15 protein-coding genes and 1 other RNA gene are annotated in these 17,502 nt (G+C 45.4%); 13 read left to right on the top strand and 3 right to left on the bottom strand.

All coding sequences use genetic code 11. The annotated features are described in order from the left end of the window. Window positions 1-40: 40 nt before the first annotated feature. The 8 genes from QUB11_RS11840 to nuoK all read left to right on the top strand — a co-directional run bounded on the left by QUB11_RS11840 (window position 41) and on the right by nuoK (window position 8,101). Window positions 41-1,705: an AAA family ATPase gene (locus tag QUB11_RS11840; RefSeq protein ID WP_333390614.1), complete on the top strand. Its 1,665-nt coding sequence runs from the start codon at window positions 41-43 to the stop codon at window positions 1,703-1,705. A 14-nt stretch (window positions 1,706-1,719) separates the two neighbouring features. Further along, window positions 1,720-1,956: a type II toxin-antitoxin system Phd/YefM family antitoxin gene (locus tag QUB11_RS11835; RefSeq protein WP_333390611.1), complete on the top strand. Its 237-nt coding sequence runs from the start codon at window positions 1,720-1,722 to the stop codon at window positions 1,954-1,956. A gap of 60 nt (window positions 1,957-2,016) precedes the next feature. Then, window positions 2,017-3,792 carry a protein kinase domain-containing protein gene (locus QUB11_RS11830; RefSeq protein ID WP_333390607.1) on the top strand — a complete coding sequence of 592 codons (1,776 nt, stop codon included), beginning with the start codon at window positions 2,017-2,019 and terminating at the stop codon, window positions 3,790-3,792. Between the two features lie 239 nt (window positions 3,793-4,031). After that, window positions 4,032-4,428: a transfer-messenger RNA gene (ssrA, locus tag QUB11_RS11825) on the top strand. Window positions 4,429-5,064: 636 nt separating this feature from the next. Beyond that, window positions 5,065-6,183, top strand: a complete 1,119-nt coding sequence (nuoH, locus tag QUB11_RS11820) for an NADH-quinone oxidoreductase subunit NuoH (RefSeq protein WP_333225610.1) — start codon at window positions 5,065-5,067, stop codon at window positions 6,181-6,183. Between the two features lie 103 nt (window positions 6,184-6,286). Next, window positions 6,287-6,862 (top strand): NAD(P)H-quinone oxidoreductase subunit I, encoded by a 576-nt coding sequence (ndhI, locus tag QUB11_RS11815; protein WP_333042046.1) that lies wholly within the window; start codon window positions 6,287-6,289, stop codon window positions 6,860-6,862. A 116-nt stretch (window positions 6,863-6,978) separates the two neighbouring features. After that, entirely contained in the window at window positions 6,979-7,602 is a 624-nt protein-coding gene (locus QUB11_RS11810) for an NADH-quinone oxidoreductase subunit J (protein ID WP_333070831.1), read from the top strand. 193 nt (window positions 7,603-7,795) lie between these two features. Continuing rightward, entirely contained in the window at window positions 7,796-8,101 is a 306-nt protein-coding gene (gene nuoK, locus QUB11_RS11805; RefSeq protein ID WP_228042566.1) for an NADH-quinone oxidoreductase subunit NuoK, read from the top strand. A gap of 105 nt (window positions 8,102-8,206) precedes the next feature. Here the strand turns inward: nuoK and folB are convergent, their stop codons facing one another. The 3 genes from folB to QUB11_RS11790 all read right to left on the bottom strand — a co-directional run bounded on the left by folB (window position 8,207) and on the right by QUB11_RS11790 (window position 11,852). After that, a complete protein-coding gene (gene folB / locus QUB11_RS11800; protein WP_333390605.1) occupies window positions 8,207-8,563 on the bottom strand; it encodes a dihydroneopterin aldolase in 357 nt (118 codons plus the stop codon). Window positions 8,564-8,718: 155 nt separating this feature from the next. Further along, window positions 8,719-10,086, bottom strand: coding sequence for a serine/threonine-protein kinase (locus QUB11_RS11795; RefSeq protein ID WP_333390602.1), 1,368 nt, complete (start codon window positions 10,084-10,086; stop codon window positions 8,719-8,721). 482 nt (window positions 10,087-10,568) lie between these two features. Beyond that, the gene (locus QUB11_RS11790) at window positions 10,569-11,852 is read right to left on the bottom strand and encodes a glutamate-5-semialdehyde dehydrogenase (protein ID WP_333203103.1); all 1,284 of its coding nucleotides are present in this window, start codon (window positions 11,850-11,852) and stop codon (window positions 10,569-10,571) included. A gap of 618 nt (window positions 11,853-12,470) precedes the next feature. On the opposite strand from QUB11_RS11790, the gene QUB11_RS11785 reads away from it, so the two are divergent. The 5 genes from QUB11_RS11785 to QUB11_RS11765 all read left to right on the top strand — a co-directional run bounded on the left by QUB11_RS11785 (window position 12,471) and on the right by QUB11_RS11765 (window position 17,468). Continuing rightward, window positions 12,471-12,722, top strand: a complete 252-nt coding sequence (locus tag QUB11_RS11785) for a hypothetical protein (protein WP_333256935.1) — start codon at window positions 12,471-12,473, stop codon at window positions 12,720-12,722. A 518-nt stretch (window positions 12,723-13,240) separates the two neighbouring features. Continuing rightward, window positions 13,241-14,086, top strand: coding sequence for an SMP-30/gluconolactonase/LRE family protein (locus QUB11_RS11780; protein WP_333203099.1), 846 nt, complete (start codon window positions 13,241-13,243; stop codon window positions 14,084-14,086). Between the two features lie 159 nt (window positions 14,087-14,245). After that, the gene (locus QUB11_RS11775) at window positions 14,246-15,973 is read left to right on the top strand and encodes a hypothetical protein (protein WP_333203097.1); all 1,728 of its coding nucleotides are present in this window, start codon (window positions 14,246-14,248) and stop codon (window positions 15,971-15,973) included. 166 nt (window positions 15,974-16,139) lie between these two features. Beyond that, a complete protein-coding gene (locus tag QUB11_RS11770) occupies window positions 16,140-16,736 on the top strand; it encodes a Uma2 family endonuclease (RefSeq protein WP_333203095.1) in 597 nt (198 codons plus the stop codon). Between the two features lie 285 nt (window positions 16,737-17,021). After that, entirely contained in the window at window positions 17,022-17,468 is a 447-nt protein-coding gene (locus tag QUB11_RS11765; protein WP_333203093.1) for a DUF1565 domain-containing protein, read from the top strand. Window positions 17,469-17,502: the final 34 nt, after the last annotated feature.

Below are 17,502 nucleotides of genomic sequence, written 5' to 3'. Positions count from 1 at the left end.
TAGTAATTTTTGTGAGACGATTAAAGCAGATGCAACAACAATGATAAAGACTATCAAACTAAAATTTGGCAAAGCACCAAATCAACCGTCAGTAGAAATAGATACTACGCCTGTAACCGTATTCGTAGGACCAAACAACTCTGGAAAGAGTAAGGTTCTTTCTGAGATATATTACCTATGTACAAACGGTCAGCTAAACTCAATGGATGTCATTTTGAGTGAAATTGAGTTTAATTCATTTACATCCGATATGGCAAAAAAAAAGGTAGAAAAAATCACTCTCAGACCTCAGTCTAATGAACCGCTAATGCCTGAGCATATTATAGTTGGCAAGGGAGCAAACAGAAATCTGATAAATGAGCAGGCACTTTTTTCGGCACTTCAAAATACAAAGAGCCAACTTCCTGTCTTTTGTAGATTCTATCTTGCATTTAATACGTTGATTCTGGATGGCAGAAATCGTATTAACCTCGTAAATCAGCAGCCTGCTGGCGATCTTCAACAACATCCTGACAGTAGCTTTCAGGTTTTATTTCGAGACGATGATAAAAGAAAAAAAGTCAGGCGAATTATTCATGAAGCCTTTGGATTACACTTTGTTGTAGATCCCACTCACTTAGGACATTTGAGGCTCCGTTTATCATCTCGTCCTCCAAGTACAGACATAGAAGAACGTGGTATTCATGATGAGGCTTTACAGTTTCATTCGAGTGCCACTCTTGTTGAACAAGCCAGTGATGGTGTAAAAGCTTTTACGGGAATAATCACAGAAATTATCGCTGGCGATCCTGCTGTTCTTTTAATTGACGAACCTGAAGCATTTTTGCATCCTTCTTTAGCATTTAATTTAGGGAAGGAAATTGCTCTTACTAGCTCCGAATCTGAGAAACGGATTTTTGTATCGACGCATAGCCCATACTTTGTCATGGGCTGCATACAATCAGGTGCGCCAGTTAATATAGTTAGATTGACTTACCGTGGAGGAATTCCTACTGCACGGGTTCTTGCCAACAAAGACATTTTGCCGCTGATGAGAAATCCTCTATTACGCTCAACAAACGTGATTAGCGGATTATTTTACGAATTTGTTGTAGTTACAGAGTCCGATGCCGATCGTGCTTTTTATCAAGAAATTAATGAACGTCTACTGCGGTATCAGCCAGAACTTGGGATTGCCAACTGCTTATTTATCAATGCTCAAAACAAGCAAACAGTTAAGACAATAATTAAACCATTACGGGAACTGGGCATCCCAGCCGTTGGTGTCGTCGATATCGACATTCTGAAAGATGGGGGACAAGTTTGGACGGGTTTCTTAGAAAGTAGTTTTGTCCCCGAATTAGAGCATCAGTCCTTGGCTAACTTGCGTAACGCTATTAAACAAAAATTTGATGGGAAAAATATGAAGCGTGATGGCGGTGTAGAGATCCTCTCTGACGGCGATAAGGAAGCAGCCAATAATCTATTTGATAAACTTGCTGAGTATGGAATTTTTGCTGTCAGGGGAGGAGAGTTAGAATCTTGGCTTCCTAATCTTGGTGCAACTGGACATGGGCCAGGTTGGTTGATTGCTGTTTTTGAAAAAATGGGAGAAGATCCAGAATCACTCGATTATCTTAAGCCATCAAACGATGACGTATGGTTATTTATTGGCGAAATCAAGAAATGGTTTACCAATCCGACCAGAAAAGGTATACCTTTGTAATCCTGTGGAAGATTATGATCCCAATCAATGAAGCCCAGAAGCAGTTGCAGCAGTCGATCGCTCCCATGAGTCAGTCACATCAACAGATCGCGATCGCAGGACAGACTAGCAATACAGTATTATTATCTGAATCTGACTCCGCATCTGTTGAGGAAACACTGTATCTTCTATCAGTGCCGGGGATGCGGGAATCGATTCGGGAAGGAATGGCAACGCCGATCGCACTTCTCGATCGCCCTTTAGACTGGTAACTTAGCCCACCATACGTGCCATAATCAGCCATATTATCTGGTACGCGATCGCCTGAACCTATGGATGCGCTAATCGGCAAAACTTTACAGGGTGGAAAGTACACCCTCGAACAAGAATTGGGCCGCGGCGGCTTTGGAATAACTTTCAGGGCAAATCACCGCTATTTAGGACAGCCTGTAGTCATTAAAACCCTCAACGAATCTCTGCGGCAGCAACCCAATTTTGCTGAGTTCGATCGCAAGTTTCAAGACGAAGCGAGGCGGTTGGCTTCCTGCGTTCATCCCAATATTGTCCGCGTCAGCGATTTCTTTGTCGAAGACGGGCAGCCTTACATGGTGATGGACTACATCGCCGGTCAGAATTTGGCAGATGTAGTCGGTTCAAATAATCCGCTGCCAGAAAATCTTGCAATTCTCTACATCACTCAAATTGGGGCTGCATTGAAGGCGGTTCATCAAAAGGGTTTGCTGCACCGAGATATCAAACCACAAAACATTATTTTGCGCCAAGGTACTCAGGAAGTCGTGCTGATTGACTTTGGCATTGCCCGCGAGTTTACTCCTGGTGCAACCCAAAGTCACACTAATATGGTGTCCGACGGCTACGCGCCCCCAGAACAGTATTTCGCCCAAGGAAAATATACGCCCGCCACAGATGTTTACGGTATGGCGGCGACGCTTTACACTTTACTGACAGCACAGGTGCCGGTGGCTGCAATTTTGCGTACCAGTCAGCCGATGCCTTCACCCCGCGACTTGCGGCCTCAGCTAAGTGCGGCTGTCAGTTCTGCAGTGATGCGGGGGATGACGGTAGAAGCTCAAAATCGCCCTGCTACCGTGGATGAGTGGCTGTCGCTGCTGCATGGGCAGGGGGGTGCAGCGTCGCCGAGCACCGGGCCGACGGTGGCGGTGATGCCGGGACACGGGCCTCAGTCGCCTGTGGGTTCCAGAACAGCGCCTGCTGTAGTGCCTTCAGGGAACAACAACCGCCAGGTTTGGTGGATTTTGGGGTTCGTGGCGATCGCACTTATTGTGGCAGGTTTAGTCGGTATTGCTAGGGTTTTCCTCAACCGGCCGTCTTCGGAACCCGCACCGGTGGCCCAGGACGATCGCACTTCGGCCCCTGCAGATCCAGACGCGCGCTCAAACCCCGCACCAATCCCCGCGCCGACACCAACGCCTTTCTCGCCGACTCCCAGAGAAACTCCGCAGGCTGCTGAAACTCCGCCGCCCGATGCTGAAAATCCAGCGCCTGCTGCTGAAACTCCAGCGCCTGCTGCTGAAACTCCAACACCCGCCCCAGCAACAACACCAGCGCCTTCTCCCGAAGCTGCCGAACCCACACCAACAGAAAAACTTGTTGACAAAGAGTTGCCGCCCGATCGATCGCCCGCACCCAGCGAACAACCGGGAACCAGTTATCAGAAGACTCCCACAATCCCTGGATTTGCCGTTGGTACGCCGGAAAGTCAGATTTTAGATGAATTGGGAGAACCGACTGACTCTCAAGCGCGGGGCTATTGGCCAAATACTCGCACCGCACTTTATGAAATATTGCCGAACCGAATTACTCTCGGCTACATTTACGATCGCGATTCGGGCCAGCTAGTACAAACAGAGGGTTCTTTTGCTCAGTCTGTGGACGCTTTGGTAGTGCGAACCGCCTTAAACGGGATGGTGGGCGGCGCTAGCCGGGAGATTTTGCAAGGCTTGGGCGACGTGCAGCAGCGCCGGAGTAATCGGTTTACGTTTAGGAAGGGTTCGCTGGAAGGGACGATCGAACGCAATGAGCGCGATCGGATTTACATCGGCGTCTGGGACGAAAATTTGCATTAAACTAGGCAGCGCTGACATTTTGCACCCTTCACCCTTGTCCATAAACCTGGGCGGGCAAGATGCCCACCCCACAGGAAAACTCAACTCTTGTGGAACAGGCATCTTGCCTGTTCAAGAAAATGGCGCAAGATGTAAATATTCTTGACTCAGCTTTGTGCCCAAATCGAAAATCCAAAATCGAAAATCCCAGATCGACTTGACGCAACACGAAATATTGTCTATGATAAAAGAACACACGAGGGGCTGTAATGGTTTCGACAGGGTGGCGAAAGCTGCTCCGTGATGCAGGTCGAGAGGGAGTCTACTCTCGTTAATATCGGCTCAAAAAAAATAGTAAATGCGAACAACATCGTTCCTTTCGCTCGTGTAAACAAAACTGTTGCTGTAGCCTAAAAACTTCTTAAGCCCAGTTTAGAGCGTCTGCCACCTCACTCCGTTAAAGGTAGCAGAACAACCCCCAACGGATGCCCTAGCTAAACGTTTCTAGTCGGCTAGCTAGGAAAGCAATCACTAGAAAATCCTCCCATTTAGGATAAAGATGGTTCCCGCCCCGAGGATCAGAGGGGATAAACCTGTGAACGATCGGAAGGTAAATACCCGCTTTGGACGGCAGTTCGATTCTGCCCAGTTCCATAAAATAAGTGACGTAAAATCAATGGTTTAAACCATTTGAAAGGCACTTTAAAGCATTAAAAGGGCGCAGAGTTAACTCTGGGCCCTTTTGTTTGGCCTATATCTGGCTTATAGCTGAGTCTAGATCCCCCTCGCATCCCAGGGCTGTTTCATTCTCAGGAAAATCATGGTTTTGTAGGGATAGCCCCCGTGCCTACCCCCCCACCGACGATCGAAGGGGCGTTTCAGGCATCGGGGCAACCACGGGGGGTTTGCCCCGGAGCGAGAATGAAACAGCCCTGCCTCGCATCCCCATAATTAATTAAAGGGAGTCGGGGGGATCGAGGTTTGAGAGACGAGAGTGCATAAATCCAGATTGATTTCTTACTCAAAATCGATCGGGCACTCAACAGTCAACAGCCAACAGTCAACAGTCAACAGTCAACAGTCAACCCTCAACCATAAGTTACCAACCCATTAGCTACGCTGCGGGCTCATATAATTAGAACTTCACCTTGTCTGTGCGTTCTTGGAGCCTGTCGGGCGATATACTATTAGGCGGTAAAGCATTAAAAATCTTTACAAAGACCCCGATTTCTAAGCCTACTCCTACAAAGGACGGGTTAAAAATTATATGCTGATCGCTCAAAAGCTGGAAAAATGAACCCAGGAATTGACTTACAAGGAAGTTTTGTAGAAGCCCTGATGAATTTGGGCTTACCAGCGGACATCGCCCAAGTGCTTTGGCTACCCCTGCCGATGTTGCTGATGATTGTCGCTGCCGTTTTTGGGGTACTCACTAGCGTCTGGCTGGAACGGAAAATTTCCGCCGCCGCTCAACAGCGGGTAGGCCCGGAATTCATCGGCCCTCTGGGAGTGCTAGCACCCGTTGCTGACGGTCTGAAGTTGGTATTCAAAGAAGACATCGTACCCGCAAAAGCTGACGCGCTACTATTTACCCTAGGCCCGGTAATTGTGGTGATTCCAGTTTTTCTCTCCTACTTAATCGTGCCGTTCGGAGAGCATATGCTGATCGCCGATATGGGGACAGCGATATTTCTGTGGATTGCCCTGTCTAGCATTCAGCCGATCGGCTTGCTGATGTCCGGCTATGCTTCCAACAACAAATACGCCCTCCTCGGCGGACTCAGAGCCGCGGCTCAATCCCTCAGCTACGAAATTCCCCTAGCTTTGGCAGTATTGGCAGTCGTGATGATGTCCAACAGCCTCAGTACGATCGACATCGTACACCAGCAAGCCGGCTACGGCATTCTCGGTTGGAATATCTGGCGGCAACCAGCAGGTTTCCTGATTTTCTGGATCGCAGCACTAGCAGAATGCGAACGGTTGCCCTTTGACCTCCCGGAAGCAGAAGAAGAATTGGTAGCAGGATATCAGACTGAGTACACAGGCATGAAATTTGCTTTGTACTACATCGCTTCCTACGTTAACCTCGTCCTTTCTTGCCTGCTAGTAGCAGTTTTGTACCTCGGCGGCTGGGAATGCCCGATTCCTGTCGGAGTGTTGACAAATGCCCTGGGATTGAGCGAGACGACTCCTTGGTTGCAGGTAATTACTGGCTTGCTCGGCATTACGATGACCATGTTGAAAGCCTACTTTTTCCTGTTTCTGGCAGTTCTGCTCCGCTGGACTCTGCCGCGAGTGCGGATCGACCAATTGCTAGATTTGGGATGGAAGTTTTTACTTCCCGTTGCTCTAGTTAATTTGCTATTGACCGCAGCTTTGAAACTTGCCTTTCCCTTTGCTTTTGGCGGTTAATTAATAATAGGTAAAGGGCAACAGCTAAACCAAAATAGCTGTTAACCAATTACCTATTATTAATTATCAATTACCAAAAACTCAAGTACAGAGAGAGAACACCATGCTAAAATTCCTCAATCAAGTAGGCGAATACGCCAAAGAGACTCTTCAAGCTGCTAAGTATATCGGTCAAGGGCTATCTGTTACTTTTGACCACATGAGACGCCGCCCGATTACGGTGCAGTATCCTTACGAGAAACTAATTCCTTCGGAGCGTTTCCGGGGTAGAATTCACTTTGAATTTGACAAGTGCATCTCCTGCGAAGTCTGCGTTCGGGTGTGTCCGATCAATTTGCCTGTAGTGGATTGGGAATTTAACAAAGAAACTAAGAAGAAGCAACTCAAGCACTACAGTATCGATTTCGGTGTTTGTATCTTCTGCGGCAACTGCGTAGAATATTGTCCGACTAATTGTTTGTCGATGACAGAAGAGTATGAGTTAGCCACCTACGAACGTCATGAATTGAATTTTGACAACGTGGCCCTCGGACGTTTGCCCTACAAGGTTACAGACGATCCGATGGTGACACCGATGCGGGAATTCGCTTATTTGCCGAAAGGTGCGATCGACCCCCATGAAGTTTCCTACACCGATCGCCGCGCCGGTCTGCGTCCCGAGGAAATTATCGAAAAGTAAGTAATTAGTCATTAGTCAGCAGTCATCAGTCATTAGTGAAATAACCAATTATTAATGACTGCTAACTAATGAGTAAAAACGAACAATAGAAAACTAATAATTGAGGATAAAAAATTGTGAATCTAGCTGAAGGGGTTCAAATTGTTTCATTTGGCATACTGTCGGTAATGATGATTGCAGGAGCACTAGGAGTAGTGCTGTTCTCAAATATCGTTTACTCAGCATTTTTGCTGTGCGGCGTATTTACCAGCATTGCCGGCTTGTACCTGTTGCTGAATGCCGACTTTGTAGCAGCAGCGCAGGTATTGATTTATGTTGGCGCTGTTAACGTCTTGATTTTGTTTGCCATTATGTTGGTGAACAAGCGCGAAGATTTCCGCACAATTCCCAACGCTTGGGTGCGTCAAGTAGCAACAGCAGTAGTTTGCGTAGGCTTGTTTGCACTGTTGGGTACGATGGTGGTGTCTACTCCTTGGGCTATTGTCGCGACGACAGGAGCACCGGCCGAAAGTTCGATCGTGACAATCGCCAAACATTTCTTTACCGACTTTTTGCTGCCTTTCGAGTTAGCATCAGTGTTTTTGTTGATGGCAATGGTAGGGGCAATTGTGTTGGCGCGCCGTGATTTTTTCCCGGATGAACTGTCAAAGAAGCTATCCGAAACACCTGCTTTGAGTTTGCCGGAAAGACCTCGCGAATTAGTTTCGGCCGGAGATGTGTCTTCGCCAGAATCTAAGTAAAAGTAGTGAGTCTAAATGATTCGTACAATTAAGGTAGGGGCAATTTCCCCGTGGTTGCCCAGATCGGAGGTAGGTACGGAGCATTACCCCTACTGTATGAATGATTTAGACACCGTATAGTAGGGTGTTCACTGCACCTATCTCTCTGTCTTGTAGTAATGTTGATTGAGAAAGACTCAAAAAATTTATGCAACTGCAACTCCAGTATTTCCTGTTATTAGCCGCCGCACTTTTCTGTATTGGTATTTACGGTTTGATTACCAGCAGAAATGCAGTGCGCGTGTTGATGTCGATCGAGTTGATGCTGAATGCTGTCAATCTCAATTTGATGGGTTTCTCCAATTATCTCGACCCCGTACAAATTAAGGGCCAAGTATTTACCGTGTTTGTAGTTACGGTAGCGGCGGCTGAAGCGGCCGTGGGTTTGGCCATTGTTTTGGCGATTTATCGCAACCGCAATACCGTAGACATGGAAGAATTTAACTTGCTCAAGTGGTAATTAATCAATAGTCATCAGTCATCAGTCATCAGTCATTAGTGACAAACTAATGCAGATTAAAGACTGATGACTAAGGACTAAGGACTAAGGACTAAGGACTAAGGACTAATGACTTCTAGTAATTTCTAGAGTAATTCTGCCACCGAAATCAGGGATGGGGGCAGCAGGTTTCGAGAGTTGTAGTTTAACTTTTTCGACTAACGGTAGTTGTAAAAGCGCTTGAGCAATAGTATCTGCTAGGCGTTCGATTAATAAAAATTTCGACTCTTTGACTAGCTTTTGAATCAGAGTAATTGCGCTGCGGTAATCAAGAGTATGTTGAATATCATCACTTTTTCCAGCTTGCGATAAATCCAGCCAGAGAGTAACATCCACTTCAAACCACTGGCCCAAAACTTGCTCTTCCGGCAGATAGCCCGTATACCCGTAGCAGCGAATTCCTGTAAGTTGAATAGAATCCATTTTGTAATAAACTAAAAGTGCGTTGCCTATACCAACTTGTATTAAACCAGATAAAGTTATCTGTCTCTTCCCTCTCTTTCCTTGCCCCCTCTTCCTCTTCCCTCTGCGCCCTCTGCGCCCTCTGCGGTTCAATCACTCTTATTCTATCTTAAATTTCACAACTCTCCTCCTTTCTCCAACTTGTCCAATAAATCCTCAGCAACTTCATACCATTTCCGCCTAATTTCAGCATCTTCTGGCTTTTCTGTCAAGCTGCGCCCTTGTAATTCTGGATATTTATTGTAATATAATTCATCAACTTTTTGATAGAATATATCTTGCTCAATGTTGAGATTTTTGCGCCGTTTACCAATCTTTTCTTGACGAATTATTTCGGATTCCTCTAAGGATGTATCGGGAGGCGGTTGGCGCGAAGAAAATTTAGGTAAATCAGGCAACTTGGGCAATGTGAAACCAGATTTGACTACACTAAAAGCTAAAATTCCTGGCACCAAAACGACAGTTAAACTCCCTAGGGTTTTCCAAGGAATTAACTTGAATGTGCTGTTGTTATTAACAATTTGAGGAGTTTGGTGAACAGGAGTATGATTGCTGGTAGCAGTTTGAGTGCTATTTTTGAACGGGCGGCCAACAAAGTTCATTGTCACCATTTGGGAAATTATACTGCCAATGTGAGAGAGTTTTGGATCTTTGAGTGCTTCGCGGACTGCTTTTGCAGATTGGTAGCGATCGCCCGGTTGTTCTGCTAACATCCGATCCAATACCGTGGATAAATTTGGGCTGACACTGACGTGCGATCGCCAATCCCAAGTTTTATTATTAATATCGTACAATTTTTGAGGCTTTTTGCCACTTAGCAAGACTAAAGCCGTGACGGCTAAAGCGTACAAATCGCTAGCAGCAGAAACTTTCCCCAGCCGCATTTGTTCGGCTGGCGAATAACCCTGTTTGCCGATCGCCGTATCCGATTGTCCGTTAAACTGAAGTACGGCATTGGCTGCGATTTGCTTAACAGAACCAAAATCAATTAAAAAGGGTAGTTTGTCAGCATCATGCTGAATAATATTATCCGGGGAAATATCGCGGTGAATTAAATTTTTTGAGTGGATGTATTCTAAAACTGGTAAAAGCTGAAATAGCAGTTGAGTAACTTCGGCTTCGGTAAAATTTTTACCTTGTTGCTGACGCGATATCAATATTTCTTCGTAGGTTTGACCTTTGATATAATCTTGGACTAAAAATAAAGATGGATTCCCGCCCAAATCCGTTCGCAGGAGCTCTCGAAAACGGGGGATTTGGGGGTGTTGGAGGTGGTAAAGCATACTCGCTTCGCGATCGAACAATTCGGCCGCTTTCGGGCTGTGAACCACCGGAGAAAACTCTTTGAGCACGCAATGTTCGTTGTAGCGGTTGATATCTTCGGCGAGGTAAGTGCGGCCAAAGCCGCCCCGGCCTAATTCGCGGAGAATGCGGTAGCGTTTTTCGAGAGTCGAACCGGGGGCGAGGAGGGAGGAGTTAGACATAAACCACGGCAAATTGTTCGATTTGGGGAGTCGCCGAGCACAGTATAGCTTATTGTAGCTAAGTTTGTTTGAATTTCAGGGCGATCGCTTTTTTTGCGATGGATGAAGGAGAAGAGACACTTTGGTTAAGATTCAGTAGCTACAGGCTATCGTAGGCGTGAGTTTTACCAACCATCTATGTTAGAAACCAAAAATATAATAAACCCGCCCCCACCCTTTGGTTAAGATTCATTATCTACAGGATATCGTAGGGGCGGGTTTTACCAAGCATCTATGTTAGAAACCAACAATATAGTAAACCCGCCCCCACCTAACGACAAATCCAAATCTACATTTTTGGCATTCGATCGAACATCAGGTTAATCTGGATTATCTGCTGTGTGGGGCGGGTTTATATAAATTGTTCGTGAACATCAAATATTGTTGGTAAAACCCGCCCCTACAGGCTTTTTTATTGTCTGGTTTGATCGCCTATCGAGAATTTACAAATCTCGATGTGTAAATTCCTTAGCATCTTTCCCCACATAACTCGCGGCAACATGGCCATCCCCAACAACTCGATACTTATAGGTAATCAACCCCTCTAAACCGACAGGCCCGCGAGGCGGCATTTGCTGGGTGCTAATCCCCACTTCTGCACCGAAACCGTAGCGAAAACCGTCGGCAAATCGAGTCGAACAATTGTGATAAACTCCGGCCGCATCGACTCCATTTAAAAAAGTTTCGGCGACTTCGCTGTCTTCGGTGACAATGACATCTGTATGTCTGGAACCATATGTATTGATATGGTTAATTGCCTCTTCCACAGAATCTACTATTTTGATTGACAAAATCAAATCGCTGTATTCTGTAGACCAATCCGCTTCATTTGCTTCGGCAATATTTTCGAGGATGGCGCGAGTTTTTTCGTCTCCCCGCAGTTCGACTTTTTTCTGCTGCAAAGCTGCTGCAACAGCGGGCAGGAATTTGGGGGCGATCGCACTGTGAACTAACAAAGTTTCAATCGCATTGCAGGCGGCTGGATACTGAGTTTTTGCATCTACAGAAATCTCTACTGCTTTCTGAATATCCGCCGCTTTATCGGCGTACAAATGACAAATGCCGTCGGCGTGCCCCAACACGGGAATTCGGGTATTTTCCTGCACGAACCGCACGAAGGAATTAGAACCTCTGGGAATAATCAAATCTACATATTCATCCATTTTGAGCAGTTCGATTGTTTCTTCCCGCGTGGTGAGCAACTGCACGACTTCTGGATTAACCGCAGTTTCTGCTAATGCTTGATGTATCACTTTTGTCAATATTTCGCAGGAACGAACAGCTTCTTTGCCACCTTTGAGAATGACGCCATTTCCAGATTTTATTGCCAAGGATACTATCTGAATTAACGCCTCTGGGCGCGCTTCAAAAATAATTCCTAAAACGCCCAAAGGACAGGTGATGCGCTTCAGAATTAATCCTGTATCCAATTCACGGTGAATTTGCACGACACCGATCGGATCTGGGAGTTTCGCAACATCTCGCACGCCAGCGATCGCACTTTTCAACTTGCTCTCATCCAACTTTAGGCGATCGTACAGCGGTTTGGCAATTCCATCCGCCTCAGCCGCCTTGCAGTCAGCCGCATTCGCCGCCAAAATATCCGGCGCCGCAGCTTCTAAAGCTTTCGCAATAGCTTCAATAGCTTGATTTTTAGCCTCAGCGGACAAAACTGCCAATTTTCTAGCAGATACGCGCGTTTTTTGGGCAATTTCAATAATAGACATGGCAGTAACTTTTAAATAGTTTTGAGTTTTGGGTTTTGGATTTTGAGTTTTGAATTGAATTCGCACAAATAAATTTCGGAGTGGTTTTCAGTCTTAACAATTTTAGAGGAAATTCTCTATTTTTGTTGAGACCCCTTACAGCCATTCGCATTAACAGGTTAAAACAGTGAAGTATAGATAAAATCTCACGATCATTGCCATTTGTCAATAACCTTTGGAGATTATTATGTCATCTCATGCTCCTTTACGCAAGGCAGGGCGATCGCGCAAAGCCGGCGTTAAACTGATACAGAGATGCGGGTTAAGCTGTGTTGCATTTAGATTGCCTATGGTATTAGAGAGGGAGAGGGGGAGAAGGGGAGAGAGAGCATCTCAATGAAAGCCGCCCTCCGCTAGAAATTCGAGTTAGGAGTCAGGAGTCAGGAGCCAGGAGAAAAGAGGAAGAAGGAAGAAGGAAGAAGGAAGGAGCCAGAAGAAGTGTTTTTACAAATATGAGATGCTCCCAGGGGAGAGAGGGAGAGGATTTGACGATTTTTGATCGGGACTCGAAATATACAATTTAAATGCACAACAGCTTATACCTTCTCTTCTGATTTGAAATTGCTAGACCGAACGGGAATGATTTATCTGCGCTATGCTTCTCGTTTTGGGCCAATTGGTAATTTTATGTTTGGCATGAAACGGGTTAAAAGTTTGATTGGGATGGATGTTAGGACTTTGGGTTGGTTCCGCCTGGGTGTTGCACCTTGGATGAATTTGATTCAGCTTGAAAGCGATAGCGGTACGGTGGTTAACAGTTATCACCGCTTCAGGTCTTTTGTGAGGAGTATCGGTGCGATAGTTCTTGGTATTGCGGCGCTATTTGTTTGATTTTCCGCTTAACAGTTGACAGGTAAAACGTTTTAAGTTAAATATTATTAAGCTCGCATTTTCGAGCTTCTTTTTTTTGTTACATACGGTACTATCGAATTTAATACCGCTCTCAATTATCTTTTTTTGGGCTTAAAATAGTGAGTTTACGAACTGCTTTAGATGTGTTAGCTAAGGGGCGTGATATAGCAATCTTTGCAGGAGTGGTAAATTTTTGATCCCACCCCAACCCTCCCCTTATCAAGGGGAGGGAGTAAGAAATTCACAAATGATTTAGGATGCCTATAGGGCTCTTGTAGCAGCAAAAAAAGAATAAAGGAAGAAGTAAAAAACGAGATAGGTAATCTTATGGTGGGAAGGAAGTAATTCAGTTATGAGCAAACATGACAGTCAAAATTGCTACAATCAGTTTTTTGTTGATAGTATTAAGTTTAGCAGTCAGCAACCCCAGCCAGAAACTTAGGGGTAACTTAACAAATTTGACCGCCCAAACGGAAAACCAGGACAAAAAAAATACCATGCAACGTATTCTCGATGACAGCGCAAAATTAGAAAAACTAGCTGGCAATTTCCAATTTATAGAAGGCCCAATTTGGCATCCAGACGGCTTTTTGCTGTTCAGCGATATTCCCGCAAATATTATCTATAAATTCGCATCAAATCAGCAAGTTGAGGTATTTCGCAGCCCTTCGGGAAAAGCCAACGGCAATACTTTAGACAAAGAAAACCGCCTACTTACTGGCGAACACGAAAATCGCCGCGTATCCCGCACAGAAAAAGACGGCAAAGTTATCACACTGGCGGATAGATACGAGGGAAAAAGGCTCAACAGTCCGAACGATTTGGTTGTTAAATCCGATGGTAGCATTTATTTTACCGATCCGTCCTACGGTGTTAGTAAAGACCAGGAAGAATTGGGCTTTTACGGTGTTTACCGACTGGCACCCGACGGAAAATTAACTCTGCTGGTTAAGGATTTGGTGCTGCCGAATGGCATCGCTTTTTCACCCGACGAGCAAAAACTTTATGTCAACAATTCGGAAGCGGGATACATTGCTGTTTTCGATATAAAACCGGACGGAACTGTTACCAACCAGCAGCGTTTTGCGGAGTTAAAAGATGCTAGTCAAGGCGGAGTTCCCGACGGTTTAAAAGTTGATGTAGAGGGGAATGTTTACAGCACCGGGCCGGGGGGAGTGTGGATTTTCTCGCCGGATGGTAAGCTTTTGGGGAAGATTTCTGTACCTGAGACGGCGACTAATTTGGCTTGGGGAGAAAGCGATCGCAAAACGCTTTATATTACGGGAAGTACAAGTCTGTATCGGATTCGCCTTAAAATTGCCGGTGTGCGGGCTGGAAAATAATCTAAAATAGGGCGAAGTTGAAAATAAAGCGGTTTGTCGTGAGGACTTTATTCCTTACGGCAAACACTTTTTATTAGGGGTAATTGACCTGGCATAATATAATCCTACTTGTCAAAATCAGTCATTCCCAATTCTAAAATCTCCAATCTAAAATCTAAAATGGTATTAATAGCTCGGTTGCACAAATTTCTAACTGCTACAGTCGATCGCACATCCCGATCGCACACCATATTTTGGTTGACTCTGAGCTTGACATTTGCCGCCATCTATGCTATTTTAGGACTCAAGCAAGCCTTTAGCGGTGAGTATATCGTGCAAGACGATGCGAGGCAGCACGTTTTCTGGATGATGCGGTTTGTCGATCCTGAATTATTCCCCAACGATTTCATTGCTAATTACTTTCAATCTGTCGCCCCCGCAGGATACAGCACGCTCTACAAATTAGCCGCAACAATTGGCATTCATCCGCTATTTCTTCACAAAATATTGCCGCTATTTCTCGGCTTAATCTCCACTTATTACTGTTTTGGCCTGTGTCTAGAAATGCTGCCAGTGCCGATGACTGGATTTATTGCATCTTTGCTGTTAAATCAGCATATGTGGATGACTGATGATTTGGCTTCCACAACGCCAAGAGCTTTTATATATCCGATATTTCTGGCTTTTTTATATTATTTGTCGCGCAGTTCCTTGCTGCCTTGTTTGGGAGCGATCGCCCTGATCGGACTATTCTATCCTCCTTACGCCTTGGTTGCTGCTGGAATTTTAGTTTTGCGGCTGCTATGCTGGGAAAATGGCGGTTTGCGCTTGTCGGGCGATCGCACAAATTACCTATTTTGCAGTACAGGTTTGGGAGTAATCTTTTTAGTAATGCTGCCCTATGCCTTAGATAACTCTGAATTTGGCCCAACTTATACCGCAGCAGAAGCCAAGCAAATGGGCGAATTTGCACCAGACGGCAGAAGTCCTTTGTTTCATCCAAACCCCAAAGATTATTGGTTGACAGGGCGGGGCAGCGGGATGTTTCCCAAGTCGCTGTTTACGCCTGTAACTCACTGTGTCGGATTGTTATTTCCGCTACTGCTGTTTTTGCGATCGGTTTTTCCCTTAGCAAATCAGATTCAACGCCAAATCTGGCTTTTGCTTCAGCTATTTTTAGCATCCTCGGCGATGTTTTTTGCTGCTCATGCTACCCTTTTAAAGCTGTATCAACCAGGTCGCTATACAGCCTACAGCTTGCGATTTATTGTTGTTTTGATAACTGCGATTTCCCTAACTTTAATTATCGATGGAGTCGGTCATTTGGCATTAAAAAGCGCAACAACCTTTGATGTAAAAAATCTAGTTGCACTAATTACGACAGCGACAATCGCTATCGCCGTTGTCCTTTATCCCTGCTTGGTCAAAAAATTTCCCACCGTCGGGTATGTCGAAGGTAAAATGCCGGATTTGTACAAATTTTTTGAGCAACAACCTAAAGATACCCTGATTGCTTCAATCGCGGCAGAGACGGATTATTTGCCAACATTTAGTCAGCGTTCGGTTTTAGTGGCAAAGGAATATGCAGTGCCTTATCAGAAAGGCTACTACAGCAAATATCAGCAGCGAGTTAACGATTTAATTCGCGCTCAATACACTCCCGATCGAGCTGTCTTGCAAAACTTCATTAACAGCTATGGAGTTGATTTTTGGATGCTCGATCGCCATGCTTTGAGTCTTCAGTATGTAAAGGATGATGGCTGGCTAAATCAATTTGATTCTATACCGGAGGCGAGGCTTTCTATCGAACAAGGGAAAATTCCCGCCTTAGCTTCAGCAATGGCAAGCTGTGCTGTTTTTCAGAATGAAATTGTAGTGGTGTTGGATGCGTCTTGTATTGTGAAATAGGCTGGAAGTTAAGACGAGGCAGAGCCTTGGGATATGTGTTCTTAGGAAGAGCCTGGGAACTAGAAATAACTGTTCGGATTCCTCAGCTACATTTGCTGCATGGATATTCTGTAGGAGCGATCGCCCAATGCGTTATAATGCCGATAAGAGATAATGGTGCGGGTCAATGACACAAATTCTCGATCGCGAAATTCTCGATGGGCGAGTGGTGCTCAACGGCACTTGGGAGCAATTCAAATTAATCCAGAAGGTTTCGGAAGCTTCCCCTGGCATAAAGTTGTCTTTTTTCGCAGGGGCGATCGAGATTCTGATGCCGGGATTCCAACACGAAAATTTTTCGGAAATCATTGGTTACTTGGTGACCACTTTTCTGCTGCAACAAGGTATTAAGTTTTACCCTTCTGGTTCAATGACGCAGGAGAAGACGCCAGAAGCTTCTACTCAAGCAGACAAATCGTTTTGTTTGGGAGAACCTAAGTTGATTCCCGATTTGTCGATCGAGGTGGTTTATACTAGCGGTGGACTGAGCAAGTTGCCAAAATATCGGGCTTTGGGCGTGCCTGAAATCTGGTTTTGGGAAGATGGCACGCTGCGGCTGTATCATCTCCGCGCAGATGGCTACGAGCAAGTAATTCAGAGTCAACTGTCAGGATTGGAAACGCTGGATATCGATTTACTAAGACGCTGCATTTTAATGGGTGAAACTGATTTGGCTGAAGCGGTTAAGGTTTTTGGGCCGGGAATCTCGACTGTCTGCGAATGAAATAGACATCTCCAATAATTATTGTGGAACAGGCATCTTGCCTGTTCAAAGCTTGCTTTTTTGGAGATGTTTAATAGAAAATCCAGATACCTGACTTCTTTAATAAATCGGATATTTGCTGTTGCTGGTAAGGAGAAATATAGTCCTTTGTAGGGCAATTCCCCTATGGTTGTCATCCCCTGTGGGTGTCTTCCTGATAAAAGCTGAATATGTATCCGGGGTCAAGTTCGCAGACAATGAAAATTCCACAAAAGCTCGATCGCCAATTATCTCTTGGGCAAAAACATGACAACACTTTACGTCAACCCGCAAACAGGCAGCGATTCCGCAGTCGGCAGCCAATCAGCCCCATTCAAAACTATAGCCCGCGCGATCGGCCGCGCTGCATCAGGAACTACGATTCAGTTAGCACCGGGAACTTATAGCGCAGCTAGCGGCGAACAATTCCCCTTGGAAATTCCATCGGGAGTAAAAGTTATTGGCAATGAAACTAACAAAGGTAGAGGCATTCTGATTCAAGGAAGTGGCAAATTTGTCAGTCCCACCGCTGCCGGCCAAAATATCACGATACTGCTAGCAACTAATTCCCAATTGCGCGGAGTAACTGTCACCAATCTCGATAGTCGCGGCACGGGAGTCTGGATTGAGTCAACTTCTCCGACTGTGGCTAACTGCACTTTCACACTTTGTAACCCACATTCCGCACCCCCAACTGGCACATACGCGGATTGAGGAAGTAAAAGTGAATCATCGGAGATAATAATGA

Origin of the sequence: Microcoleus sp. B6-A1 (assembly GCF_036705085.1) — a bacterium.
GTDB lineage: Bacteria > Cyanobacteriota > Cyanobacteriia > Cyanobacteriales > Microcoleaceae > Microcoleus.
This window is presented reverse-complemented; position numbering and strand designations above follow the sequence as displayed.